At 52.6% G+C, this 25,844-nt stretch carries 19 protein-coding genes; 5 read left to right on the forward strand and 14 right to left on the reverse strand.

Annotation, left to right across the window (positions count from 1 at the left end):
* The first annotated feature begins 725 nt into the window (after positions 1-725).
* Entirely contained in the window at positions 726-1,586 is an 861-nt protein-coding gene (locus ACR3ZL_RS14030; protein WP_473652502.1) for an alpha/beta fold hydrolase, read from the forward strand.
* Between the two features lie 212 nt (positions 1,587-1,798).
* On the opposite strand, the gene ACR3ZL_RS14035 is transcribed toward ACR3ZL_RS14030, so the two are convergent.
* The 3 genes from ACR3ZL_RS14035 to ACR3ZL_RS14045 form a co-directional block, all read right to left on the reverse strand.
* Positions 1,799-3,286 (reverse strand): arylsulfatase, encoded by a 1,488-nt coding sequence (locus ACR3ZL_RS14035; protein ID WP_473652501.1) that lies wholly within the window; start codon positions 3,284-3,286, stop codon positions 1,799-1,801.
* A 469-nt stretch (positions 3,287-3,755) separates the two neighbouring features.
* Positions 3,756-4,376, reverse strand: coding sequence for a DUF6702 family protein (locus ACR3ZL_RS14040; RefSeq protein WP_473652500.1), 621 nt, complete (start codon positions 4,374-4,376; stop codon positions 3,756-3,758).
* On the reverse strand, positions 4,373-7,090 hold the full coding sequence (locus tag ACR3ZL_RS14045; protein ID WP_473652499.1) for a M1 family metallopeptidase: 2,718 nt from the start codon (positions 7,088-7,090) through the stop codon (positions 4,373-4,375). The genes ACR3ZL_RS14040 and ACR3ZL_RS14045 overlap by 4 nt, the downstream gene beginning before the upstream one ends.
* 615 nt (positions 7,091-7,705) lie before the next feature.
* Here ACR3ZL_RS14045 and ACR3ZL_RS14050 point away from each other — a divergent pair.
* A complete protein-coding gene (locus ACR3ZL_RS14050; RefSeq protein ID WP_473652498.1) occupies positions 7,706-8,434 on the forward strand; it encodes an NYN domain-containing protein in 729 nt (242 codons plus the stop codon).
* An 86-nt stretch (positions 8,435-8,520) separates the two neighbouring features.
* Here the strand turns inward: ACR3ZL_RS14050 and ACR3ZL_RS14055 are convergent, their stop codons facing one another.
* Entirely contained in the window at positions 8,521-8,667 is a 147-nt protein-coding gene (locus ACR3ZL_RS14055; RefSeq protein ID WP_473652497.1) for a hypothetical protein, read from the reverse strand.
* Positions 8,668-8,922: 255 nt separating this feature from the next.
* On the opposite strand from ACR3ZL_RS14055, the gene ACR3ZL_RS14060 reads away from it, so the two are divergent.
* From ACR3ZL_RS14060 to ACR3ZL_RS14070, 3 genes are all read left to right on the forward strand, one after another.
* Entirely contained in the window at positions 8,923-9,828 is a 906-nt protein-coding gene (locus ACR3ZL_RS14060) for a hypothetical protein (RefSeq protein WP_486172707.1), read from the forward strand.
* Positions 9,829-10,014: 186 nt separating this feature from the next.
* A complete protein-coding gene (locus tag ACR3ZL_RS14065; protein ID WP_473652495.1) occupies positions 10,015-10,788 on the forward strand; it encodes an SGNH/GDSL hydrolase family protein in 774 nt (257 codons plus the stop codon).
* A gap of 291 nt (positions 10,789-11,079) precedes the next feature.
* The gene (locus ACR3ZL_RS14070; RefSeq protein WP_473652494.1) at positions 11,080-11,601 is read left to right on the forward strand and encodes a hypothetical protein; all 522 of its coding nucleotides are present in this window, start codon (positions 11,080-11,082) and stop codon (positions 11,599-11,601) included.
* A 107-nt stretch (positions 11,602-11,708) separates the two neighbouring features.
* On the opposite strand, the gene ACR3ZL_RS14075 is transcribed toward ACR3ZL_RS14070, so the two are convergent.
* The 10 genes from ACR3ZL_RS14075 to ACR3ZL_RS14120 form a co-directional block, all read right to left on the reverse strand.
* Entirely contained in the window at positions 11,709-12,563 is an 855-nt protein-coding gene (locus ACR3ZL_RS14075; RefSeq protein ID WP_473652493.1) for an alpha/beta hydrolase, read from the reverse strand.
* 226 nt (positions 12,564-12,789) lie between these two features.
* A complete protein-coding gene (locus tag ACR3ZL_RS14080) occupies positions 12,790-13,863 on the reverse strand; it encodes a 3-keto-disaccharide hydrolase (protein ID WP_473652492.1) in 1,074 nt (357 codons plus the stop codon).
* A gap of 123 nt (positions 13,864-13,986) precedes the next feature.
* A complete protein-coding gene (locus ACR3ZL_RS14085) occupies positions 13,987-15,594 on the reverse strand; it encodes a hypothetical protein (protein WP_473652491.1) in 1,608 nt (535 codons plus the stop codon).
* Between the two features lie 112 nt (positions 15,595-15,706).
* Positions 15,707-17,272 (reverse strand): sialate O-acetylesterase, encoded by a 1,566-nt coding sequence (locus ACR3ZL_RS14090; RefSeq protein ID WP_473652490.1) that lies wholly within the window; start codon positions 17,270-17,272, stop codon positions 15,707-15,709.
* 319 nt (positions 17,273-17,591) lie between these two features.
* Positions 17,592-18,425 (reverse strand): phosphoglycerate mutase family protein, encoded by an 834-nt coding sequence (locus ACR3ZL_RS14095; RefSeq protein ID WP_473652489.1) that lies wholly within the window; start codon positions 18,423-18,425, stop codon positions 17,592-17,594.
* 271 nt (positions 18,426-18,696) lie between these two features.
* The gene (locus ACR3ZL_RS14100) at positions 18,697-20,292 is read right to left on the reverse strand and encodes an alpha-L-fucosidase (protein WP_473652488.1); all 1,596 of its coding nucleotides are present in this window, start codon (positions 20,290-20,292) and stop codon (positions 18,697-18,699) included.
* A gap of 122 nt (positions 20,293-20,414) precedes the next feature.
* A complete protein-coding gene (locus ACR3ZL_RS14105; RefSeq protein ID WP_486172708.1) occupies positions 20,415-21,974 on the reverse strand; it encodes a hypothetical protein in 1,560 nt (519 codons plus the stop codon).
* A 26-nt stretch (positions 21,975-22,000) separates the two neighbouring features.
* Complete coding sequence (locus tag ACR3ZL_RS14110) at positions 22,001-23,500, reverse strand: sulfatase-like hydrolase/transferase (RefSeq protein ID WP_473652484.1); 1,500 nt, start codon at positions 23,498-23,500, stop codon at positions 22,001-22,003.
* 104 nt (positions 23,501-23,604) lie between these two features.
* Complete coding sequence (locus ACR3ZL_RS14115) at positions 23,605-25,200, reverse strand: LamG-like jellyroll fold domain-containing protein (protein ID WP_473652483.1); 1,596 nt, start codon at positions 25,198-25,200, stop codon at positions 23,605-23,607.
* Positions 25,193-25,753 (reverse strand): sigma-70 family RNA polymerase sigma factor, encoded by a 561-nt coding sequence (locus ACR3ZL_RS14120; protein WP_473652482.1) that lies wholly within the window; start codon positions 25,751-25,753, stop codon positions 25,193-25,195. Before ACR3ZL_RS14120 ends, ACR3ZL_RS14115 begins: the two co-directional genes overlap by 8 nt.
* Positions 25,754-25,844: the final 91 nt, after the last annotated feature.

Raw genomic sequence — 25,844 nt, forward strand, 5'->3', positions numbered from 1 at the left:
AATCCGTGGAAACGACACTCGTATACACTCAACAGAAAACATCATCTTCGGATGAGACTCTATCACCTTTTGGTCTACGAAGACCTCGCTTGGCGCGTCGCCTGCCAAGCGAGGTTTTTTCGTGCGCACGCATAATCCGGCAACTTGCTTCATTTCCCTTTCGCCGCGCTGGGATCGGCATGTGCCGTGATTAGCATGCGCCGCGATCCGCATGCTCCACGAGCAGCATGTGCTGGGAATCGCGTGTGCTGAAACGCGATCCTGGAATGCATTCCAGGAAGTTATACCGGGGATTCGAGCGTTTCTCTCCGTTCCGCTGACCGGTGCAGATCCGGGTGGATACGAACGGCATGGGGTGAAGTCGAGCCGTGTTCGTGTCACTGCTCGCGATCGCCCCTGGTCCGGTTGGCCTAATAAATGCAGCCTGCTTCTAACGTGATATCAACGGCGACGCAGAACGTGATGCTTGAAATCGCGGGAACGTACTTTCAGGCAACCGAGTTTTGCTTGTGAGCTTGCCTTTGAGCGCGGCGATTCCCTTTGTGTTGCCATCCGCTCCCGTGGTTATTGCTGAACGACCGTAATTCAGATCGTCAGACGATCGACGACGGTGAGTTCGGTTGGCTGGTTGATTCACGACCAAGTCGTCGGCTAACTGAACGGTTGCGTCGTTGGGCTGCCGACGTTGAGAAAACTTATTTACCAATACCTGCACGGAGAAAACGATGAACATTCAAGATTTTCGTAAGCGTCAACAAACATTGATGCTGGACGGCGTCATTGATGAGCCTCTAACCGTTGCGTACACGGATGTCGGAAAAGGCGAGCCGCTACTTTTGTTGCACGGAATTCCAACCTGGTCGTTTCTATTTCACGATGTGATCGATGAGCTGGCCAAGAATTTTCGAGTCATTGCCCCGGATATGATCGGATACGGATTTTCGGATCGCCGAGACCAGTTCGACCGTTCGATTGAATTTCAGGCTGATTTCGTTGAGCGATTCATGGCAGAGCTCGAAATTGATAGCGCGCATTTTGTTGCACATGACATCGGGGGTGGCGTGGCATTGATTCTGGCCGACCGAGAGCCGGACTTGGTACGTACCATGGTTCTTTCCAATAGCGTGGCATACGACAGTTGGCCGGTTGATGAAATGCTCGCTCTAGGGCACCCACGGAATGCCAAGCTTCAGCCCGACGAAATGACCAGCAAGCTTGAAGAGAGCTTTGAGTACGGTCTGTCGCGATCGGAGCGATTGACTGATGAGTTCAAGGAGGGCATCGTGGCTCCTTACCAGGATCGAGAAGGGATCGTCAGTTTGGTACGCAACGCCGCGAGCTTAAATACCAACCACACGACGCCGATTACTGCTCGTTTGGGAAAGATGCAGCAGCCGACTTTGCTGTTGTGGGGCGAAGACGATCGTTGGCAGCCGATCTCGACGGCGGAGCGGTTGGTTCAGGACCTTCCGAACGCAAAGATGCATGCACTAAAAAATTGCTCGCATTGGGTTCCGCAGGACTGCCCTGAAGAATTCGCAAAGGCGACAATCGAGTTTCTGCAATCGGCGCCGGTTGCGGTCTGATTTCAACCGAGACAGGCTTCGAAAAACTTCGCAGGGAAGCGGAGTTCGGTCTGTGACGTTGGCGAACTCGGTAGGTCAGTCAACTCGCGATTGGCTAATAATGTGATCTGAAGCCGCGAATGTACTATTCGCTTCATTGTGCGGCTTTCAGTTGCCAGCCAATCGGGAGGAATGAGGTGACAGGCCTGATGGCCCAAGCTGTCTTAGGGCCACTATTTTTTGGGCGGCGACTTTTTGCCACCGTTGATTAAACGTGTCGGGCTCATTCGTTGCATCATTTGCCGATCTGGTCCGCCGCCAAATTGTTCCCAATAGAGTGCTTTCATTGGGTTAACCTTTGGCCCCATGACGTCTTCGTTGACGAGCAGTGGCTGGATGTCATTCCACCAGCGGTCGTATTCCGCACGGAATTTTTCAACGATCTCCGGTTTCGACTTGATGAGGTTCTCTCGCTCGCCAGGATCGTTTTGCAGGTCGTACAGTTCTTTGTTGTTGACCAATCGATATCGCGAGTCTTCAATCGAGCAGGCGGTGAATTTCCAGTCTTCGACTTTTCCTTTGTCCCATCGTCCAACGTGATGGACGAGCGTGCGATAGGGCCACTCCGCTTGGGGATTATCCAGCAGAGGTTGTAGGTTTCGTCCTTCAACCTGTTCTTTCATTTTCTCTGAAATTGGTGCGGCTGCGATCGCGGCAAGCGTGGGGTAGATATCGGTGCCAGAGCAAAGAGCATTGCATTCCGCACCCGCAGGAACGTTGCCATTCGGCCAGCGGACAAAACATGGAACGCGGGTGCCGCCTTGGTAGGGTCGGCCCTTGCTGCCGCGCATGCCGGCATTGTGAATGTGAATTCCTTTCGTGCCACCGTTGTCGGATGCCAAGAAGATGACTAGCGTATTGTCCGCAATCCCCCATTGGTCCAGTTTCTCCAGCAGAACGCCAAAGTTGGTATCGATGTTTTCAATCATTCCAAAGAACTTCGCGATGACCTCGTTCACGCCGGGCTTCCCGAGGTAGTGCTCGTAGTAATCCTTCGGCAGCACATACGGACTGTGAGCCGCGTTGAGCGAGATGTAAGCAAAGAACGGCTGTTCTTCGTTGCGTTGGTTGTCCATCCATTGGCTGGCTTGATTGAAGAAAAGATCCGTACAATACCCCTTCGTCTTTACCCATTTTCCGTTGTGCCAAAGGGCGGGATCGATGTTCGTGTTACCGGGGGCGTCACCGCAAGAACCTGGATAGGTTTGTCCGATGCCGCCACCGCCATGGGTGTAAACTTCATCAAAGCCCCGGTTTTCCGGACGGTATTCTTGTTCGTCACCAAGGTGCCACTTGCCAAAAATGCCGGTTGTGTATCCGACGCTCTTGAGCATCTGCGGAAGCGTGACGGTATCCAGGCTCATCCGCTCTCGCTCGTAAATCGTATGAGTGACACCGTTCTTGAACTCATGACGACCACTTAACAAGGCGGCCCGTGTCGGTGCGCAAGTGGGACTAACGTGAAATTTGGTGAATAACAGACTTTGCTTTTTGAACGCATCGACCGCCGGCGTTTGCATGATCGGGTTACCCAGGCAGCGGTAGTCTCCATACCCGACATCATCGGGCATAACCAAAATGATGTTAGGGCGAGCAGGTTTGTCCGCGGCCGCAGCAAATGCAGCGAACAGTAAGGCGAATAGTGATGTGAGCGTTCTCATGTTTTAGTCTCTGGGGAAGACCGGAGCGAGCGGAGATACGGTGGGGTGAATTATTGGCGTTGGCTGTAAAGCGATGTCACGCGTTCAAAATCAACTCTGGAACAATAAAGTCCATGAAAATCCAAGCGATAGCCGTGGCACTACATGCTTAGACTAGAAACGCGACCTTTACGCCATGGCCGAAGAAATACGAATGCTCGACTGAAGATGAACCTAATATAACTTAGATCCAAGCAAGTAGCAGAAGTTGGCCCGCGCTATCGCCCCGCCGACAACAGAAGTCTGTGCGTCGCGATCGCTATTGTGTCTGCGTCAAGGTCGCAGTGGCGAGGCTTGCGAACAGTCGGGTGAGCGTGCGGTGGACCGGCGACGTTTGGTGTTGCGAAGTGCCCCTGTAGAGCTCCGCAACTTGAAGCGGGGCCTTCAGGCTGGAAAAAGGCGAATCAAACATCACGTGCCCCGGGATAGTCTAGTTACCCGATTCAGTGGTTTCTCCGTTGGACCACTGGATTGCAGCTACGGGGCGTTCCGGAGTGATGGCGAATGAGTTGGGCTGCGAATCGCGTATCTCATTGTCATTCGCAACAGATTTTGACTGGGAATCGGGCAGCACTAGAAACGTGCTGACGGGAGACGCATGGAGATGGTCGTGCGACCCGGGGCCACGTTGATTCACTTCCGGCGATGGCTTTTCAAAAAGAGTGCAGCGGACGTGAGTTGGGCGTCCATCCGGGGATCCGATTTCGAAGAACCACCACACATGCCCTCCCTCGCTTCGCCGTCCAATCCATTGGTATCGGCTGGCGTGGGAGGTTGTTGAGGCTTTTCGGGTTAACGCCGATGGAGTTCCGAAGCCGATTCGGCGATGAATGATCGAAAGAGCTGCCTCTTCGAATGAATCTTCGTCATCCAGTAGCGACTGAATGTTGTTTGGCGAAACGGAACGGAGAAATTGCTGCTCGTCAGTAAGCCGAAGACGCAGCGCGACCTCGACCTTTTGTGTCTTCTCGTTCCACTGAATTTCCGCCAACGATTCCGCTGCAGGATGCAGCATCATGCTCGATAGAAGTACCAATAGACTGGTAATCATTCTTGTCCATCCTCAGAAGCATCGCTCGGCTTCGTCGTCTTGGCATTGCCTCTGCTTTTACGCTTTGGCTTCGCTTTTAACTTTTGATTTGGCGCCGTGTCGTCCGTGGATTGCTTCGATGAAGCGTCGGCTTTAACGGACTTACCGCCGTCGGCTTTTCGCTTCTTCTTTGACGAGCCTTTTTTCACTGATTTCTCGTCAGTCTCGGCCTCCTTGTCCGACCTGTCGTCTGCAGCATCTTTGGCCTTCTTTGGCTCTTTCTTAGCGGCTGGCTCTTCGTCCGAATCGCTGTTGTCGTCTTCGGAGTCATTTTCGGAGTCACTCTCACCGCGAGCTTTTTGGATCTCGTTCTTCTTCTTTTCGCTTTTGAAAAGTTCGAATCGAGTCGGCTCCAGTTTTGGCGGCCAGTGATTATTGCCAGTATCGGTGTCCGCAATCTCTCGTTTCGGGTCGATCTCCAGACGCACGATTTCCTTTTCGGTCAGTAAGAGCTTTTTGACCTCTTTGGAATTGTACCGCCAAATTTCTGGCGGCAGCATGATGTTCTCTTGCGTGTTATCCGCGTAGTGGACTCGCAACGGGATCGGCATCACCAAGCCACCTCGGTTAACAAACTTGACGACGTAGAATTGTGTCGTGCGTTTTAGCAGGGCTTTCTCGTCATCATCGAGGCGGTCCAGGAACTTTTGGTACGCCTTGCGGTCAGACTCCTCGACTTTGTCCTTATCGTATTCGGGTGAGTTGTAGAAGTCTTTCAGACCTGGCTGCCAATCAATTCGACGACGCAGTCCGCGGTTGAGCTCGTCCGACGGCGTGTCCTCTTTGATGTCTTCCTTGCGACGCTTCTCTTCGCGTTCCTCATCCGGATCACCGCTGGCGATTACGAACAGTTCCACTGAATCGATTGCGATATCGACGTGTTCGGTACTGTAGAACCAACCTCGCCAAAACCAATCCAGGTTGGTTCCTGAGGCATCTTCCATCGTACGAAAAAAGTCGGCCGGTGTTGGTCGCTTGAATTTCCAACGGCGGCAGTATTCGCGGAAGGCGAAATCGAATCGTTCGCGGCCTAGTACGGTATCCCGCAGAATGTTCAGAGCGGTGGCCGGTTTGGCGTAAGCGTTGCTTCCGAACTGCAGGATCTCGTCGCTGCCGGTCATGATCGGCCGCTGACGACCGCCACGCATGTAAGGCACGATCTTTTCCGCCGGGCCGCGGCTGGATGGGTAGTCTTCCTCCCATTCTTGTTCGGCTAAATACTGTAAGAACGTGTTGAGCCCTTCGTCCATCCACGTCCATTGTCGTTCGTCGCTGTTGACGATCATGGGGAAGAAATTGTGGCCAACTTCGTGGATGATCACGCTGATCAGGCCGTACTTGGTCGCCTTGCTATACGATCCGTCTTCCTCGGGCCTCGGACCGTTGAAGCAAAGCGTCGGGTACTCCATTCCGTGTACCGGGCCATTGACGCTGATCGCGACGTCGTACGGATAATCAAACGTGTATCGACCGTAAACCTCCAACGTATGTGCGATCGATTCGGTCGAATACTGACTCCAAAGCGGTTCGGCTTCGTTGGGGTAGAACGACATTGCCGTCACGGTGCGATCGCCTACTTTGACAGGCATCGCATCCCAAATGAACTTGCGGCTGGCTGCCCATGCAAAGTCACGAACATTCTTTGCGTCGAATGTCCAGGTCTTGGTTCCTTGTTGTTTGTTGGAACCGTTGGATTTGCCTTTCTTCGATTTGGAAGCCTTTTTCGTTCGAGCGGTTTCGTTCGCTTTGGCTTCTTCCGGCGTGATGATGAAGGTGGGCTTCTTGCTGTCGTGAATCGAGTCGAGTCGCTCGATCCATTCCGACTTCAAAACGTCTTTCGGGTTGGAAAGAGTTCCTGTCGCGGTTACCACCATGTCGTCCGGAACGGTGATATTGACTTGGTAGTCACCTAGTTCCAATGTGAATTCACCACGACCCAAAAATTGATCGTGCTGCCAACCGGTGTAGTCGGTGTACGCGGCAACCCGAGGGAACCATTGCGCGATTTCATAGATCGTGTTGTCGTCATCTTCGAAGTGTTCATAACCGCTACGAGCCCGAATCACCTTGGCGTCGATGATGTTGTAGCGATAAGCGATACCGATCTTTGTCGATTCGCCAGGGGCCAACGGCTTCGGTAAGTCGACTCGCATCATCGTGTCGACGACAAGATAGGTAAGCTCCTTGGCATCGTTCGACTTGGAGCGTTTGCCGGAATCCAGTAGCGTTACCGAGTCGATTTTATAACCACCGTCGAACGCTTGTTGAGCCAACAAGGTTTGTACGGACGAGAACGGCGACTTGCCGGCTAACGATGGTGCCGTGATGCTCTGCACGGCGGCGGAGTCGTTGCGGAACCGGTTTTGATCCAGTTGCAGCCAAACGTACGTCAGTGTGTGTGGCGAATCGTTGTGGTAGGTGATTCGGCAATCGCCCGACAAGCTTCTTTGCGTGTCGTCGAGTGCGATATCGATCTCGTAGTCCGCACGTTGTTGCCAATACATGGGGCCAGGAGCACCGGAGGCGGTTCGGTATACCCCGGGGGTTGGTAGCCAATGTTGAATCGGGTGGAAAGGATCCCGGGCGTCGCTGTGTTTGTAGTTGGGTAGCGGTTGGGCTGAAACCGAACCTGCACAAATGCATGTCAGTACGATCAATCGGACAAATCGAAACACAAAACACCTCAACGCGGAGAAACACGGACGCGACCATCATAGTCACTGAACGAGTTGATTCAGCCCCACCGCGAGACCAACTGTTTAACCCGGGCGGTCTGCACCCTAGGGAGTCGCATTAGGGCAACTTGGTTCTTGTTATTGGGTATGTTTCTTTTCACCATGATCGCCAAAGGTGCGATCAAAGTGGGCTTAATGGCAACAAGCATCGACGGTCGGAAACGCTAGGAACTGAGTCTGTGGTCAATTCAACCGCGGGCTTCTAAGGCAGATGTGTCCTATTGTAGCGGTCGCAACGGCTTGACCCGGAAATGTGGGATCTCGCCAGCATACTGTTGATGACGTGAAAACTAATCCGTCCATTACAACGGGCCACGGTGAACAACGCTACAATTGACTAGCGGGTGGTCGCAAACCCGCCGACCCACCGCCGACTGCAGTTTTACATTTCCTTTCGGGCGATCCTATTCATCGTTTCGTCTGCTGATACGAGAACGAGTTTTCTTTCGATTACTGCGAGAACGGCGTTGCTTCGTCACTCGCTATCATCAGCCGAGTTTCCTTGATCGCCGCACCAGATATCTGACTCAACTTTCTCTTGAGTGCTCAAACTAAATGAAAAGCGAAACGCCCGAGGGCAGCATTGCGTTACTGATCGATGCGGACAATGCACCGGCCGCAAAGATCGACTTTATCATCTCCGAACTTGCAACGTATGGAATCGTCAATATTCGGAAGGCGTATGGGAATTGGAGGAAGCGTCCGCTGGATAGCTGGATCAAGGTGCTGCACGAGTACGCCATCACCCCGAAGCAGTGTTTCGATTTGATTAAAGGGAAGAATGCGGCGGACATGTCGTTGCTTATCGACGCGATGGATATCCTTTACACCAAGGAGATCAACACGTTCGGTTTGGTCTCCTCGGACTGCGACTTCACGCCACTGGTGATGCGCTTGCGAGAAGACGGGAAACAGGTTATTGGATTTGGGCGGCAGACATCGCCGGAGCCTTTTGTCTTGGCATGCAGCCATTTCATCTATTTGGACGAAGACGATAACGGCAGCAAGACACCACAAAAGAAAATCGAAAAGTCAGTTTTATCGTTGAAGCAAAACCGCAAGCTCATGAACACACTGCGTACCGCGGTCAAGGAAGCGGCCGACGAGGATGGCTGGGCTGCACTCGGACCCGTCGGTGCCCATATCTCCAATCAAAGCCCGTTCACACATCGCACTTACGGGTTCCCGAAACTCAGCGACATGTTTGAAGCGATCGATTTGTTCGATGTCAAAAAGAGCAAACTTGCTGGCCAGGCTTCTGTGAAAGTGCGACTTAAGACATAGTTCGCGATCGTAACAGAAGCATTCAATTCCGTGTCATAAGAAAGCAAGCTGCCGCCCCGTGATCGCGAAGCGTCTATCCCGACGATTTAATCGTTGAACAAAGTGTCGACGTCCGTTAGGGCAGTCAGGTAAATCAGATACTGTTCGCGATCCAGTGGAAGCTTGCCGAACTTTCGGTGCTTGGTCGTCTCGCTCGTGAGATCCGTGGTGGTGGAACGCGTTCTTCGTGACATGCGATCCCAAGTTGAGAGGGCAGTCAAAGCCCGTGGTCGCCAATCTCTTCGTCACGCACTAATGATCCAACAAAAGATCCTAATGGTTGAACGTCTGGCGTGTCATCTTGTTAGATTTTGCTAGTAGCTCGGATGGCATATTCCGCTCATGTATTGGTTAACTCGATCACCGCGATCGGAACGAACTCATGGGTGGTCATGCCAGCCATATTAAAAACGAGTTTGGTCCGCCATATTCAAAAGGAAGACACAAGTATGAGATCAGCGAATTGGATTGCCCGTGGTTTCTGTTGTTTCGCGACATTGCTAGTCATGTTTATTCCGATCGCCACTTGTTCGGCGCAGTCGTGGGGATATCGCGAGAATCGCATCGCTATCAGTTTTGATGGTAACAGCGCGCCCGATCACGAGTACAAATGGCCAACGGGAGACCCTGACGACTGGGGTGCACTTCCTGCATCCTGTGCCATCATCGCCAAGGTTGGTCTGCAAAAGAAGTTGGTTCACTGCTCTTACAACAACTTCATTGATGCACCATCGGGGCCCGACGCTAAGAATCAATTGAAGATTGGTGCGGATGGAGTTGTTAGGTACTGGGGCTTCGATCCGGACGTGTTCTTCGATGTCACGAAGCAGCAGCGAGAAGCAATTGAGAATTTGGCGAGTGAGATGGGAAGGTCGACAGCGAGCGATCCGTTGTATTTCATTCACGCTGGGCTGTCGGAATTTGTCTATCGAGCCGTCCAAGAGGTTTTGCAGCGTGGTAAAGCGGAATCGTTATCACACGTTAAACTGGTGTCACATAGTGGCTTTAACGAGAACGAACGCCGGCGGAACCACCATCACACTTGGAAGGACATCCAAGAACTTAGTGGAAATCGGATCCAATACAAAAAGATTCAGGATCAGAACTCGAAAGAGAAGCCAAACCATCTGTGGAATTCTGGCAACAACTTTGCCGTTTGGCATTGGATGCGTGATCATTCCCAACCGGATGTACGATGGATGTATTCAAGGTTAGAAGCACACAGTGGAAACGTTGCCGACATATCCGATTGTGGAATGCTCTTTTACCTGCTGGTAGGCGATGAGAGCGGCAGCCCAGCAAAATTCCGAGACTTCATCGGGGCAGGAATTAGCATGAATAGCCCCTCAAGCTGAGTTGGTAGTTCGTGTGAATGCGAGCCCGTTCCAGGTCTATTTCGGTCGTCAGCAAGCAAGTTGCCACCGTAGCCAATACGATGTTTAAAAAGAGAGACAGACACACAGTCACGAACGTGTTGAGTTACCCTGTCGCAGTAAGAACACGTAGCATCTTGAATTGGCTTTTTTCGATTGAGATAAGTAATGAACCATCGACGCGATTTTTTGAGGTTGACGACGGGGACTGCGGCTTTCGCGGCCACCGAAGGTTTATCGCAACGGTTGCTCGCTAGCCCAGTGACCGTTGATGAGGATCACGATCACTTGCCCGACTTCAAAAACGGGGCGCGGCTGCTCTTTCAAGGCGATTCGATCACCGACATGAAATGGGGGCGAAACCAGAAAGATCGAAACCACTTTCTTGGTCACAGTTACGTGTTCCTAATCGCTGCTCGTTTAGGCGTGGACATGCCCAACTCCCGATTGGAGTTCTTCAATCGAGGCGTAAGTGGAAATAAGGTTGGTGACCTTCGAGACCGTTGGCAGAAAGACGCGATCGAGATTAAGCCGGATTTGTTAAGCGTGCTCGTCGGCGTCAACGACGTTGGCCGCAATCTGGGCGGAGTGGATCTATCAAATTGGGAAGCGGACTATCGATCAATCCTTGAAGCGAGCCGACGCGAGAATTCCGAACTGAGGTTGGTTCTGCTCGATCCCTTTGTGTTGCCGTCAGGCAAGCTGTCTGAAGTGGGACCGTATCGGAAATGGCGTGATCAGGTTGATCGTTTGATTCCATTGGTAGCCAAGTTGGCGGAAGACTTCGATGCTGTTCATGTCAAGACTCAGCAGATGTTCGATGATGCGGTGAAGAGGGCGCCAGCGGAACATTGGATCTGGGACGGCGTGCATCCTTTGCCGCAGGGACATGAATTGATCGCCCGCACTTGGACACGTGAGGTTAGCAAACGTTGGTCCTAATTCGCGATCCGCTTGCTTTGTGTTGCGTGCTCAGTCGAAATCGCTATAGCTTTGCGATTTTTCCGTCGTATAGCAGCGATTGGGAGATATACGCGTGCGGGGTGTGATTTCATGGGCTCGCTGGCGATTCCACTATCGGCCAGCACGAGTGGGACTTCCCGTTTCGATGGTTTCATCTCAATCGTTCAGTGGAAGCTTTTTGGCTTCTCATTGGGACATCCAACGAAGGTTTTTCGTTTTCGAAAGCTGCTAATTATTACGTGATCGCTAACGAAGTGTCTTCGTACTCAGATGCATCTAAACCCATACGAACCGACTGATAGCGACCTTGCGACGGGGCACCGTTCGAATCGTATGCCAGAGTTGCTTTGGGTCGTTGCTGCCGTGTTCGGCGGTTCGCTAGCAACGCTTTCAATATTGGCATCCGCTGCTTGGGATGGAGCAATCGCAATCGAGGACCTTGGAAGTCAGTCGCACGTGCTCAACGCGGGAATCTCGCTGGGGCTCGCGATAGTCGCCGGCTTTAGCCAATATCTATCGTTCCTTTATTCGAGACCGCATCTCCGCGTGACTCTTCTGCTGGTGATGGGCATCGTGACCGTCGCTTTGCTCATTTGGGCTGAGTGGCCGATTGCCGTGTTCCCGATGTATTTTGACTTGTCTAATCTACTTGCGGGCTACGTTTCTATTGGCTTAGTTCCGAGCCTGCTTGTCACCTTGGTACCACTGCAATTGCGAAAAGCTTGGCATGCTATGCTGCCATACAGTGTGTTGCTCTTGTTAGTGGTTTACCTGGCCGTTCGTACGACTTAAGCGATCGTCATAGGTCGATCGCGAGACTTTTGCGAGCAAGATGGAGCAGACCACTTTAGTCAGTCTGCGAGTACGACCGGCAGTTGCCTGTTTGAACGAGCGTCACTCTAACGCTCGATGCTGGTGCTTACGATTTTCCGGATGAACTTGATGGTTAACGCATGAGCAGGATTTGCCATTTGTCCATGGTCAAAACCGTCCAACTCCAAAAGTTCGACATCTTCATCACCGGCCACCTTCAGCATTCGCCAAAAGTAAGCGTTCTCTTCATAGCGTCCGAGCATTTCCAGTTCGCGATCACCTGTGATTAGCAAGATTGGCGGAGCGTCTGGGCGAACGTGGAACAGCGGTGCCATCTTGTCGATGATCGGCTGTTTGCCTCCGATTCCCATTTCCTTGCGGACCGTGAAGTGGGTGATGGTATGGCCGCTGTAAGGAATCAGTCCGGCAATATCGTCGGCGTTCAAGTCATGTGCTGCTAGGTAAGTGCGATCTAAGCCAACCATGCTGGTCAGGTACCCGCCGGCAGAGTGTCCGGCGACAAAAACGCGGTCGGGTGAACCACCGTGAGCCGCAATGTTTTTAATCGTCCATGCAACCGCAGCGGCAGCGTCTTCGACATAGGTCGGTGATTTTACAGATGGTGAGAGCCGGTAGTTTACAGCGACGACCGCGATGCCTTGGTTCTTCAGACCTGACGGGATCGCCTTGTTCCCGCCGGTCAACCCACCGCCGTGGAACCAGACGACCGTGGCGAAGTCCTCTTTGTTGGTGGGATAATACACGTCCAATCGGCACCGTTGCTGAATAGCGTCGGACAGGTCGTCGCCGGTGCGATACAGGACATCGGACTCGGTAGCGTACTCGGTTGAAATCCGCGTGCGGTCTTGCGCTACCAGCGTCGAAGAAATCAGTGCCGCAACGAGGGCCAACGGAAGAACGGAAAGGCAGATGCGATGCATTGTTACACGTAGGGAGGCGACGGAGGAGGCGGGGCAGAGCAACGTTTTGGAGCAAAACGTGGGTGGGGTGCGAAGTGTAGCCCAGATGATTTCGGCACAAAACCCATGCGATCACTTTAGCGATCTGTCGCTCGTGCGTGGCGCTCCATTGAGAGCACCGGAGCCAGTTCTGCACTACTTTAATCTTCTTATTGAAGTATCTTCCATTAAACGGTCAACGAAAACACTACCGCGGGTTCTTTACGTCGTAGCGAGTTGCCTTGTCATCGAGCGGGCGAATCCACACATTGCGAAAGTGGACCGGATTGTCGTGATCCTGAAGGAACAACGGGCCTGTCATCGTCCGCTTTTGCCGCTCCCAAATGGTTTTCAAGTGCTCCGTCGTTCCGTATCGATACGGATGGTATTTGGACTTCGCCTCACCAAAACGAACGTCGTCTTGCACCTTTTGGCCGTTTAACCAGGCGGTGACGGAGCCTTTGTCGGTAATTTTGCCGTTCCTGTCGCGGACAGGTGCACGGTACCGGATGTCATAGACTTGCCACTGGCCACGGGGACGAGCGGCGTTGGTAAGCGGATTGGAGAAACCATAAAGTGCGCCGATGTCAGACTCCCCTACTTCGTCCTTGCCATATGAGTCGATGATCTGCATTTCATAGAGACCATGGATGTACAGTCCGCTGTTTCCAGTTCCGCCTTCAGGGATCAGGAATTCGGCATGGATGTCCGCGTCTTGGAAATGCCACTTTGAAACAATATGATTGCTCCGCTGTTTTCCGCGTTTGCTAACCAAGGCTCCATCGAAGACTTCCCAATCGACGGCGTCACCGCTCATGCTGGTGAACATCGTCGTATCGTCCCCGTCAAATAGAACGATCGCGTCTGTGGGTGGTGGCGTAGGCAGGTTGTCTTGTTTGGGATGGTAGTCATCCGGCGACGATGTGGGGCTCGTTTCGCCGGCAGCTAACGTTTCAGATATTAGTTGCCTGCTGGCTTCCTCTGGAACGCAAAAATCCTTGCGTGAGTCGGTGTTGCGGTCTTGTTCGGAATGCTTCGGACGCGATTCAATTAACTCAATTAGTGAACCACTATTGTTGCTCGTTGTGAAAGCTTGAACGCCGTAGGACGCTTGAGGCCTAACCTTGCTTTCAGTTCCAACGACGAAGTTTCCATTCGCGATTTCGTTCGCACGAGCCGTCAGCGGTCCGCTGGGGCTTTGAGCCAACAGCACCGCAAAAGGTCCAACCGCGGTACAAATTGCAGCGAGAGCGACCGTCGATTTACGAAAAGTGAAGTGCATCAAATTGATCTTGGGCTGAGTTTGTTTGTCGTAAAGATGACTCGGCGTTCGCCAGTGTTAGGTCGCAACACGCGAAGCCGTATGGACTCCGCGTGGAATCGAGCGATGCGCGACGATAGCGATCTAATGTGAGAAGGACATGTGTACTTTGTCCAAGATTGGCTTCGACGCGTTTGCGGTAGAGTCGGTGAGCTTCACTTCGAACTGAAATCCAAAACCTTCGGGTAGTTCAGATAGATCAAGTGCTGCGGAGGTCTTTTGAATCTGCTTCGCGAAACCAGGCGTGTAATCATAGGTTTCCTTAATCGCCTGCCAGTCGGTCCACTGATCGATTTTGGAATCGTTGTCGGTATCGACGCCGACACGTGCTTCCACCGTCTCGACCCAAGGTCCTGGACTGGTGAAGTCGGACTTTTGTTGAGTCGCCAAGTAGAAGCGGCCTTTGGCAAAACAGACGTCTGGATCGGGATGTCCTTCGCCGACGTTGCCGCAGAACTCGAACTTCTGATCCAGGCTGGATGACGTGAACCACGCGACGCTCATCGGCAACTTGCCGAGGTGCCCCGCTGGATCGTAGTCGCAGAACAGGTAGTACTGGCCGCCAATCGAGATCGCCGCCCAATCACCGAATGCGTTTTGTTCAGGTTCATGGATTTCGTATTCGGCTACATTGGTCGGAAAATTCTTGGGATCCTCTTTGTGCCAGTGGGGATGATTGTAGGTTCCAATCTTTCCAGTTGGTTTAGTACGCTCGTCAACGGGCGGTGCGAGAATCTTGAAGTCGCTCAATCCATCTTCGCTAACCGCATGAGTTGCTAGCGGCGAATCCCAAGCGTGCTTTCTTGCATTGATCGGCCCCCAGTCTTCGGCAATGACATGAAACTTGCCGTCGAGATCGCGGATGATGGCACAGTCCGAGCCGTGGGAAGGATCCTTGAAAGCAATTCCCATATTCTTGCCCGGCACGCCGTCGGTCAGGTCTTCGTCAACATAGACGTGTGGATCCTGGTCGTTTGGGAAATCGTAGTAGAAGTAGGCCTTTCCGTCAGCGTATTCGGCTGTGGTCATCCACTTCCCGAAGCTTTCGGTGATGGGGCCGTGGTGCACCCAGTTAACCATGTCGCGGCTCTGCCAAGCGTGGTACCCACCCAAGCTTGCCTTCAAACCACCTGGCGCCGTGAACTCGTTCGCCATCGTGGTCGTTAGCAGCGGAATGTCAAAGCCATCGAGCGTAGCCGATTCAGGTTGGAATTGATTTTTGGACGTGGCCGGTTTTGCTGGCTTGGTCTCTTTCGATCGGGTTGCTTTTGCTTTCTTTCCTACTTTTTTGGCAGCAGAAGGCTGGCGATATCGAGCGAACATCCAGTAGTCGTCTGGACCGCGGCTCAAGAAAACGGGAGCGTCCGCCATGCTCGCCGTACCAAGATTTTCGGTTCGTTCCCAGTTCAGCCAAATGGGAGATTGTTCTAACGTGAGCGAATCGGCAGAACGTTTTTCGTTAAACGTTTTAAGTGTGCTTTGAAGCGTGGCAGATTCGGCCGTCGGTGATGCCATGCCTTCCGTCAGTTCGATGTTTGTTTTGCCAGCGGTAGCCTTTTCCCATTCAGCTTGCGTATCAATCGTCCAGCTGTCAGATGCTGACGCGGTTGTGACTCCAGCAGCGAGCAGAAGCCCAAAAGCGGGGCCGATGGTTCTTTTCAATTGATTCAATACGGAATCTTCAAACATCATTTCTCACTCTTACGGTTTCGAGGGGAAGCTCGCTGGGATTTGTCTTCCCGCAGAGCTATGAATCGTTGATGGGGTGGTTAGGCTCGTTATGCGAATACGACATTTGTCGCCGTTAGTCTTCCAGCGGCCAGTCGTCGGTTCGGAAGGGTGATGCGGGGAAGTCTTCCTTGCTGTACAAGTTGCAATCCACTGGATTGTTCGCCCACGAGTAACGGACGGCCACCGGCTTTGAAACCTTGTCGCTGCTGACTACGACCACATCGTGGCCATCTCGGTTTTCGATCTTTGCATCTGCCCAGATAAATTGTTTGTCTTCGCCGCAGATAGCAAAGGTCTTTAATTCACCGCCCTTCGCAACCAACCCGGTGCCGGTGTATTCGAAAGAAAGGACGACGTTGTTTCCTTCAACGGTATGCGAACGATACAGCGGGCTGGTAGGAGTTTGCTTGTCGAAGGTTTGATTCAGGATTGTCGACGCCAGTCGTTGGCCGACCGTCTGCTTATTCTTGGGGTGGATGTCTTTTGCCTCACCAGCGTCGATGGCGACTGCCATGCCAGAGTTCGGAGTATTTTGGGCAACGTGCAAGAAGCTTTCTCGGATGACTGGCCAGACATCGGTGCTTTCGACTGGCTTCGTTTGAGCTTTCATGTAGTTGGGCAACTGAACGGAATAGAACGGCAGGTCCTGATTCCATTTCTCTCGCCAGCTTCGCGTCATGCGATCGAGTTGAGTGCGGTAGTACGCGGCCGACTCGATGGTTCTTCCGTTGCGTTCCCCTTGATACCAAAGGGCACCCTTCAAGGTGTAGGGAACGAGCGGATTGATCATGCCTCGATAAAGATTGCCGGGGTAGTTTTGGTTGGCGTGAGGGTCTTGTTTGATGGCTGGCTTGCGGGGGACGCGTTGATTCTCGGCTTTCGCCTTGGCCGCTCTTCTTTCCCAACTTTTCAATGCTTTTTGATGGGCGACTTTCGCATCTTCGACGTTAAACGCCGAAGCTTGCTTGTCCATGTTGGCGATCGTGCTTTGAGCTCGGGTGTCCGCTTTTAGCGATTCGGTGTCCGTCCAGGATTCAATGGCCGTTCCGCCCCAGGATGAATTAATCAACCCGATTGGAACGTTCAGTTGTTTGTGTAGTTCGCGTCCGGTGAAGTATGCGGTCGCGGAGAAGCGACCGACGGTGCTGGGCGAGCATACTTGCCATGAACCCTTCACATCGGAAGCGGGAGTTGTGGATGCGTTTCTCGCGACGGCGAAATGTCGAATGTTCGGGTAGTCGGCTGAGGCGATTTCAGCTTTCGCGTTGTTTGCCGAACTGACCGTGAACGCCATATTGGACTGACCGGAACAAAGCCATACGTCACCGGATAGTACATTGCTGATATTGACAACGTTCGTGCCGCTGATCGTTAGCTTGTATGGTCCACCCGCCGCAGGACTTGAAATTTCGGCTGTCCATTTTCCCTGTGCATCGGTGGTACACGTCGACTCTTCACCCCAACTGCCGGAGATAGTTACCTTCTCACCTGAATCGGCCCAGCCCCAAATTGCAACCTGGGAATCTCGCTGGATGACCATGTTGTCGGTGAACAGCTGAGCTGGACGGACTTCGGCGCTGACGTGATTAAGCGTCGTCGTTGCCAGTAGAAGGACTGCAAAAGTGAGGAGTCGGGGCATTGGAATTGCCTTTGGGGAGGGAATCGTTGGCGGGCGAGCGTTCCGGCTTGTCGTGTTAGGTGCAATGAACCTGAGTCGAACCGAACGTGAGGCCAATTGTAGAGCAAATGGTTTCGCTCTGTGGCACGTCGTCCTTCGGCCGTTAAACGTCGTTCCTGTTTGGCTTGCATAAGCGTGGGCCTAGCGAGCTGCGCGTAACGAAAAGGGAAATAGCGAAAGAGTGACTTGTTAATCGCTCTAACGCTTTCCTGACTTTGCGAAACCACCGTTGGCGAAACGCAAGATACCCACGGTTGGACGAGTTCTCTACGAAGCGTTTCTACTCACTGCTGCGTTGCCGGTCACGTCTTCGCTTCTCGCCAGACGAATCAGCTTTTTGTTCGTCGGGCTGATAAGGTTTTCCGTTGTATATCTTTAGCTCGTACGTGCCGTCAGCCTGCTGCTCAACCATCCAGCCCCCAGTGCTGTTCAAGCCTCGTCTGGCGTCTCCGGTTGGTTCGTGTTGGATAAGCAACTTCAATAGCGATACACCGGAGCTATTGTGCCCCGCTAGCAAGATGGTCTTGTCGGAGCCACCGAATCGTTCCTCGATCAATTTGATCGCGTGCTGCGACACATGCTTCGTGTAGGCCACCTTCACTTCTTCGCTGCATCCTCTGGGGTACTTTTTGTAGTCGTTTTCAGTACCCTGTCGGATCGTAAAAACGTCAGCCTCGTCTTTCGGCACGACAAGGGCTTCGCCTTTGTTAAGAATTTCAACTTCGACATCAGGCAAGTCGTCGGACAAGATTGTCTGCATCCCAGCCGCCTCCCTCAACTCAGGCCAAATTTCGGCCGTTTGATTGGTGGCTCGCAGGTAGGGCATGATCGTGTTGCGGGCACGCCACGCAGGGCTCGTTGCGATGAAATCGAAGCTGTACTTTTTGAGGTCTTCGGTGGCCGCTACGACTTCCTTTAAACCTCTGGGTGTGAACGCGTCATGGTCGCCTACATAGGCCGGCCACTCCGATTCCGGAATTCCCTTCGCTTGCCACGCTTTCTTAACGTTATGTCCGCCTTCAGCATGACGGATATAGACGATTTTAAGTTGAGCATTTGCTGTGCTAGACAATAAAGCCGCAAAGATGATCGCGGCAAAAAGTGTTGGTTTCATCTCACTGTGTCTCTTGTGGGGGCTCGGTAGTAGTGATTCGTGCGCAAGTTTGAAGTCGATTGCATAACCAATTTGGTTAGCAAGTTGGAGACGCTCACATTGGATGCTTTGCAATCAAGGACAAACAAGCACACGAGTGCTTGGCAAAGTGTACCGAGCGTAGTCCAGTTCAGATTGTAATCGCTAGCGAACTGGGGTGAACGCTTCTGGACTTTCGGCATCAAGCGTGGTTCCGCACATCGGCGAAAAGTGAGACCGAAAGTCGACCGAATTACTTTGCACTGCCTTCCAGGTCCACTTTCTTGGTGCCTTTCAGAGCCTCGCTAGCGTTTCGGACGATAACGTTCGGATGATGTTGCTCGTCCGTCGTGTCGATTTCGAACGACCAGGCATAGAGACTTTCACCCAGTTCTTTCGGTGGAGTGACTTGCAAACCCTGTTCTGTCATTTTCCAACTGACATCAGATTCGCTTCCGAGTAGCCGAACTGACTTGACTTGTGCGTCTCGCCAGCCTGCTGTGCCCGTAATGGTGAACGGCTTCGTTGGCTTAGTCAGCTTGATCGCGTAAAGAGCTTGACCATTTGTCGTGAAAGCAAGATGTTCGTCAGGTTGGTCGCTCTCTTTCCAATATCGAGAACCATAGATTGCGTCGCCGTTGATTCGCAGCCATTGACCCATTGCGGTCAAGCGTTCGACTTGTTCAGGAGCGATCGTTCCATCAGACAATGGACCGATATTGACTAGGAAGTTTCCGTTGCGGGCGATGACCTCGACCATCTCGTGAATCACGCTTTCGATGGACCTATATTTGTCGCCTTCGAGGTAGCCGAACGAAGTTCCAAACGTCGTGCAGCTTTGCCACTTCGGACCGATGACTTTAAGCTTCAAATTGTCTTTCTCTAAACAACCGACACCATCAGGCCAGTTTCGATTTTTTCCCTTGTTGTTAACGTAAACCGCTTGGCCGCGGGCAGCGCCGTCATTCATGAAACCCGTGATCATGCCACGAAGTGAATCGTCCATATATTTGATCTCGGGTGCCATCGTTCCTGACCGCACTTTGTTGCCGTCGCGGGTATAGATCGGAAAGTCATCCATCCACAGAAAATCCGGATGGTACTTTTCTTGAATCTCTTTCCAGCGGGCGACGTAGTCATCGACGAACGCTTTGTCATAGCTGAAGGGCCCGTACAGCGAAGCCGCTTCGGGAACGCGGCGAATCTCTTCAGCGATGTCCGGATGAGGCTCACTGTGGACGACGTATTTCCCCTTTGCAAAAAAGCCGGTGTGGCGTTCACGGTGGTACGACGGTGCGTACTTAAGCCCCTGTTTCCGAACGGCCTCGCCAAGATCGCCGACGAGATCTCGTTTCGGTCCCATGTCCACCGCATTCCAGGGTGTGAGATCAGAATCCCAGTTGGCCCAGCCATCGTGGTGCTCCGCAGTCAGGACGACATACTTCGCGCCGACATCGGCGAACAGTTTCGCCCATGCGTCTGGATCCCACTTTTCCGCCTTGAACTCAGGGATAATGTCCTTGTAGCCGAACTCAGGTGGATGAGATCCCCACCGGTTTTGCATGTAGGGGTAGTAGTGTTTCGAATCGTCGTAAAGCAGCTTCGGCACATGTTCGGCATAGCCACGTCCTTTTTTATAGCCGATCGCGCTGTACGGTCCCCAATGAATGAAGATCCCAATCTTGCCATCGTCGAACCATGCCGGAACCGGCATCTCCTGCAGCGATTCCCAACTGCCGTCGTAGGGGGCCGTTGGTGTTTCACCCCGAGCCAACGATGCGGTCAAGGCACAACCAACGATGACGCCGGTAAGAAGCTTCGTAAGGCGTTTGGATTTAGCAATCTTCAATTTGATTTCCTTCCTGAGTAATTAGGGGCCGGGTCAACCAGCCGATATCTGCGCCGGAGATGGCTTCTGAAATGGACGCCATCTTCTGTTTCCAATCCCAAGCGTGTTCCCTGGGGAGTTTTCTAGTTCGTAAACGACAATTCAATTTTGTCCAGAATCGGTTTTGACTGATTCTCGGTTGTGTCGGTAATACGAACTTCAAACTGAAAGCCGTAGCCTTGCGGCAATTGAGACAGGTCCATTGCTGCGGACTTTTTCTGGATGTGCTTCGCGAATCCCGGCGTGTAGTCGTAGCTCTCTTTGACTTCTTGCCAGTCGGACCAGTTGTCGATTTCGGCATCGTTATCGGTATCCACACCCACACGCACCTCGACCGTTTCCACCCATGGACCGGGGCTGGTGAAATCTTTCGGTGTTTGAGTTGCCAGGTAGAACTGCCCTTCGGCAAACATGATGTCTGGATCTGGATGCCCCTCACCCACATCGCCACACCACTTGAACGGGCCATCAATGCTCGGCGCGGTGAACCGACCGACACTCATCGATGTTTTGCCTTCGCCACCGGCCGGATCAAAATCGCAGAAAAGGTAATGTTGCCCTCCAATCGAGATTGCGGCCCAGTCCCCATACGCATTTTGCTCAGGTTCGTGTATTTCGTATTTGCCAAATGCAATCATCTGTCCGGCTTTTATCCTGTGCCGAGGAACACCAACTGGAGCCGGTATCGCCGGGTAGTTATTGGGATCATCCCGGTGCCAGTGTGGGTGTGGGTATTCGGCGAACTTGCCCGTGGGCTTGGTCCGCTCATCAACCGGCGGCGGCAGGATCTTGAAATCCTTGATTCCATCTTCGCTGACCGCATGCATTGCCAGGGGAGAATCCCATGCGTGCGTCGAAGCATCGATGGGGCTCCAGTCTTCCAGGATCAGGTGAAACTTCCCATCCAAATCGCGAAAAATCGCAGAGTCCGATCCATCGGATGGGTCTTTAAAAGCCATCCCCATCTCTTTACCGGGGATGCCGTCGGTCAGATCGCTGTCGATCACCAGGTGAGGATCTTGATCGTTTGGAAAGTCATAATAGATGTAGACTTTTCCGTCGACAAACTCAGCCGAGGTGACGCAACCACGCTTGGTAACTTGTCCATGGCATACCCAATTGACCATATCGTGACTTTGCCAGGCGTGGTAACCGCCCTTTGTTTTTTTGAGTCCACCAGGCGCGTTAAATTCATTGGCAACCGCCGTGGTGCGCAACGGAATATCAAACCCGTCCAGCATCGCGGACTTAGTGTCTTCGCTCTTCTTCTGACGACGTGCTGCAAACATCCAATAGTCGCCTGGCCCCAGGCTCAATAGCACGGGGGCGTCGCCCATGCTGGTTGTGCCAATGTTCTTTGTCGGATTCCAGTTTTCCCAGACAGTCGATTGCTCAAAAGTAATTGAGGCTGCTGAGCGTTTTTCGCTGAACCGTTTTATGACACTTTGAAATGACGATTGCTTGGCGACTGGCGAAGCCATTCCGTCTTTCAGTTCAAGCTGGTCTTGCAACGCGATGTTTTGTTTCCACTCCGCTTCGCTATCAATCGTCCAAGATTGATCCGCATAACCAACTGCGATTGGTAAAAGAAATAGTGGCAAAAGTAAGATGCTTTTCATTGTGATGCCTGTGTTCAGTGTCATGTCTGTAATTGTTGTCTTACCTGCGATCAATGTTTTGCCGTCGCCTTTGAATAGAGGTCCTCAGTCTGCTTCCGCAGATCGGCTAAAACTTCAGCGTATTCAGGATTGGAAATCAGGTTGTTCATCTCGCAAGGATCCGCCTTCACATCGTAGAGTTCTTCGATCACTGGATCGTGCTCGTAGTATTTGAAATACTTGTAACGATCCGTTCGCACGCCGCGGGTGCGATAGGATCGGTTGGTCGCGATTATCTCTGCATTCACTTCAGGTCTTCTCTTTGCGTCGCCCCTGAAGAGCGACTGAATAAACAAGTTCTCCATTAACACCGCATCACGCCATTGAGACATGTCCTGGGTGCCAGCCAGGACGTCACTCAGACTCAATCCTTTCATGGATTGCGGCACCTCGATACCTGCCAACGCAAGAATCGTGGGGGCGACGTCGACGGAGGAAACCATGGCATTCTCCCTGCGTCCTCTTTGTGACTTGGGGGCTCTTCCATCGAAAACGATCAGCGGTTCCTTCATCGATTCTTCGTAAAGAATGCACTTGTCATAGATCCCATGTGATCCGTGAAAGCGGCCGTTGTCACTGGTGTAAATGATGATGGTGTTATCTAAAACATCCATCTCTTCCAGCTTGGCAATCAACCGGCCAACTTGCACATCGACCGTATAGCCTTGCACTGCAAAACGACGTGCCAGCTTTTGATACAACTCAGGTGTCGAAGTGCGTTGCATGTGAAGGGAGGTGCCGCGGCAATAGTCGAGCACCTTGGGAAGTTTTGTGTTCTTGCCTTCGACCCAGTTATCTGGCACCCACATTTGTTTGTTCGCAAACAACTCAACATGCGGCCCATACATATCGCTGTCGCGGTCGTTCTTGACGGCATCAAAACTGACCGAAAGACAAAATGGTTGCTCTCTTGGTTGCGTATCTAGAAAGTGAATCATCGCGTCTCCCTTGATCAAAGTGCGTTCCTTGGGATCGCGGTCTTTGCGAAAGATTTGATTCAGTTTTTCATCGTCCGTCGGGAAATGTGGCCCGTTCTTGCTGGTCGTAGAAATCCCCGCATAAAAGTCGAAGTGCTTCGCGACGGTGTTCGGTAGGTTTTCAAGCCGTACGCCAAACTTCCCCACAAAGCCCGTGCGATAGCCCGCTGCTTTCAGCCTTGCCGGATAGCTGTCTGCAAACTCTTCTTTGGGTAGCGTTCGGTTGTAAGGATACGTGAACCCGGTTCGGTGATCTGCAAAGTAACGACCGGTGAACATGGTCGTTCGGCTCGGCATGCAGATGGCCACAGCATAGTAGGCATTGTCGAACACCACGCCGGCCGCCGCCAGCTTGTCGATGTTGGGAGTCATTACATCGGTTCTGCCGTAACAACCTAGCGTGTCCCAACGCTGGTCGTCTGTCATTACGAAGACAACGTTCGGCTTTTGCCTGAGTTCGGTTTCGGCAAATGCATTTGCCGAAAGCAGAATCAGGGCCGCGACTGCCAGACTGCTTGTTCTTGTATGGATCATTGACTCTTTCTCATTCTTGTTCTTGTATGGCCGATCATTGCGCAACTTCAATTTGATGCTGCCGTTCTTCTGATGCTGTCACATCCACGTTCTGCATGTTTCGTTCATTCGACGGTTTCTTGTTTTGCCACTCCGGAACGGGTCTCTTCACGCCCTCTTGGGCTTTGAGCTTGAAGCAACTGGCGGATGTCATCGCCCGATAGGGCTTCTCCAAAGATGTAGACTTCGTCAATCGCACCGCGAAGTAGCATGCCATCGACGAACAAGTGCCGCCCGAATTGAATGGGCTCCGAAAGCCTGTGATCGGTGGTCGTGTTAAGCGGCGTCGGTTCGCTGTCGCGGCTCGCATGTTCCAGTTGGCCGTCGACGTAAAGCAAGATTGTCGGTCCGTCCGCCCCTGCCATCGCGACCGCAGCAACGTGATGCCATCTTCCGTCTCGCAAATTTGTCGTTCCCGTCGTACGGTTACCGGCAACCAATCGTAGCCGCCCATAGAAATCAGGATGCATGCGATTGGTTTGTGCTGACTCCAGGAAGAAGGCTTTTTCTAAACCATTCTTCTTAGCTCCCATTCCCCAACCGATGATTGTGCAAACTCTCTCAGGGACCTGGTCTGACAGTTTCACCCAGCAGGCAATGGTTCGGTCTTGATCGCCGGAAATGCCAGGATGCCGCGTGTTGACCCAAGCGGTTTTTCCATCAAATTCGAGGGCATGGCCCGCAACACCAGGAACCCAAGTCGGCCCACCTGAGTCAGCTGAAGCAGACATCAATGTGCCTGTTGCGAGATCAAGAGCGAGGTCGCGTCCGGTGGCGCTAACCGTGTTTCCGTCGCCTTCGTCGAACGACCAATAAAGTAGAGGCTGCTTACTAAGATCCGATCTGGGGACACGCGGAACGAATCGCGACGAGTCGGCCTGCAACCGAGAGAGAGCTCCGGATTCCTCGAAGGCCAGCCCTTGCCCCTGTTTGAGTCGCCGTTTGTGAGTGTCATCGGTCACTTCGACCATGCCATCAAAAACATGAACCTCCATTGGCTTGGACGATGAAACTTCGACACCGAACCTCGTCCCTAAATCGAACGCATCACCCGAAGGCGTTTCGATCCGTAGGCCGGATGTCCCCTTCTTCATTTCCGCGAAACAGCGTCCTTGAATTAAACGGACATGAAGATCCGAAACGACCGTGAATGACGCCGGTGCTTCGATCACAATGCGTGCTTTTCCATTCAAGTCAAGTTCAAGAATACCGTGGCGCAGCGTTATGGCGTTGCCCTGCTGTAGCGATTCCGTATCAAGGGTGCCCACACCCTCGGCCGCAATCACGCGAATTCCTGCGGTGGGATTGTCCGCAAGGAAAACCGAGAACACAAAGAAAGCCAACAACGCCGCCACTGCCAAACCAACGCTACTACGAAGCAGCCATCGTTGTTTGTTTTGCGTGTGCTGCAAATTCGTGATCACACCGCGTGTGAGAGAATCCGAAGACTGGCTGCGTAGGGATTCAAGGACTTCGGTTGTGAATTCACCAGCAGGAATCTGCTTCTGATCCATCATGCGGCGCACGAGAAGTGCGCGGGATGCGGCAGCCCGGAATTCCGAATCGCTTTCCAGCTCGTTTAGCAACTCTTGCGATTGATTGTCAGCCAGTTCACCCTCTAGCCAATCAGCGAGATACTGATCGCGTTGCGATCTATCCATGACTTGCCCCCTGATTCAGTTGACCTTCGATGCAGTTTCGAAGTTGCTCGCGAAGCCGATGCAGTTTCATCGTCAGTGCCGAGTGCTTACCACCATGGGACGCTCGAATCTCCGCCAGGTTCATACCTTCGTCGTGACGTAACCGCAGCAACTCACGGCCGTGACTGTCTAACTTGGCTAGGCAACAATCGAGTGCTTCAAAAACCGTTCCGTCCTGCCATACCGTTCCACTTGATTGGATCTCAGTACTAAGAAGCTGATTGATCTCCTCATGGCTTCCTATCGGGATCGCTTTGCGTTTGCGGTAGTGATTGCGAATTTGGTGCGAAGCGATTCCCAGAAGCCACGGTCGAATCGGTCGCTCGGCATCGATCTGCCCTAGCTTCTTGAACGCGACCAAAAAGACCTCTTGCGCCAAATCGTGAGCTTCGAAAGGATCATTGATCCGCGATGTCACAAAGGCTCGAATCGCGGCTTGGTGCTCGTCGACCAGCAGCCCAAAGGACTCAAGGCCGTCGTTCGGAATTTCAGGTTTTGATTGAGGATTGATCATGCTACTGATCTACCGTCGCGAGCGGCCAAATTTGACACATCGAAATCAAATCTTTGTTCAAAAGTCATGGCAAACAACATTCCTGCCGAAC

The sequence above is a fragment of the Rhodopirellula sp. J20-39 genome (assembly GCF_057365095.1).

Bases quoted from the DNA above. Each gene is read 5' to 3' on its own strand.
- ACR3ZL_RS14075 (WP_473652493.1), bottom strand. From the start codon at position 12,563: ATGCATCGCATCTGCCTTTCCGTTCTTCCGTTGGCCCTCGTTGCGGCA.
- ACR3ZL_RS14085 (WP_473652491.1), bottom strand. From the start codon at position 15,594: ATGATGTTTGAAGATTCCGTATTGAATCAATTGAAAAGAACCATCGGC.
- ACR3ZL_RS14080 (WP_473652492.1), bottom strand. From the start codon at position 13,863: ATGCACTTCACTTTTCGTAAATCGACGGTCGCTCTCGCTGCAATTTGT.
- ACR3ZL_RS14055 (WP_473652497.1), bottom strand. From the start codon at position 8,667: ATGTCACGAAGAACGCGTTCCACCACCACGGATCTCACGAGCGAGACG.
- ACR3ZL_RS14110 (WP_473652484.1), bottom strand. From the start codon at position 23,500: ATGATCCATACAAGAACAAGCAGTCTGGCAGTCGCGGCCCTGATTCTG.
- ACR3ZL_RS14095 (WP_473652489.1), bottom strand. From the start codon at position 18,425: ATGAAACCAACACTTTTTGCCGCGATCATCTTTGCGGCTTTATTGTCT.
- ACR3ZL_RS14035 (WP_473652501.1), bottom strand. From the start codon at position 3,286: ATGAGAACGCTCACATCACTATTCGCCTTACTGTTCGCTGCATTTGCT.
- ACR3ZL_RS14070 (WP_473652494.1), top strand. From the start codon at position 11,080: ATGCATCTAAACCCATACGAACCGACTGATAGCGACCTTGCGACGGGG.
- ACR3ZL_RS14040 (WP_473652500.1), bottom strand. From the start codon at position 4,376: ATGATTACCAGTCTATTGGTACTTCTATCGAGCATGATGCTGCATCCT.
- ACR3ZL_RS14060 (WP_486172707.1), top strand. From the start codon at position 8,923: ATGAGATCAGCGAATTGGATTGCCCGTGGTTTCTGTTGTTTCGCGACA.
- ACR3ZL_RS14120 (WP_473652482.1), bottom strand. From the start codon at position 25,753: ATGATCAATCCTCAATCAAAACCTGAAATTCCGAACGACGGCCTTGAG.
- ACR3ZL_RS14065 (WP_473652495.1), top strand. From the start codon at position 10,015: ATGAACCATCGACGCGATTTTTTGAGGTTGACGACGGGGACTGCGGCT.
- ACR3ZL_RS14090 (WP_473652490.1), bottom strand. From the start codon at position 17,272: ATGCCCCGACTCCTCACTTTTGCAGTCCTTCTACTGGCAACGACGACG.
- ACR3ZL_RS14115 (WP_473652483.1), bottom strand. From the start codon at position 25,200: ATGGATAGATCGCAACGCGATCAGTATCTCGCTGATTGGCTAGAGGGT.
- ACR3ZL_RS14105 (WP_486172708.1), bottom strand. From the start codon at position 21,974: ATGACACTGAACACAGGCATCACAATGAAAAGCATCTTACTTTTGCCA.
- ACR3ZL_RS14050 (WP_473652498.1), top strand. From the start codon at position 7,706: ATGAAAAGCGAAACGCCCGAGGGCAGCATTGCGTTACTGATCGATGCG.
- ACR3ZL_RS14030 (WP_473652502.1), top strand. From the start codon at position 726: ATGAACATTCAAGATTTTCGTAAGCGTCAACAAACATTGATGCTGGAC.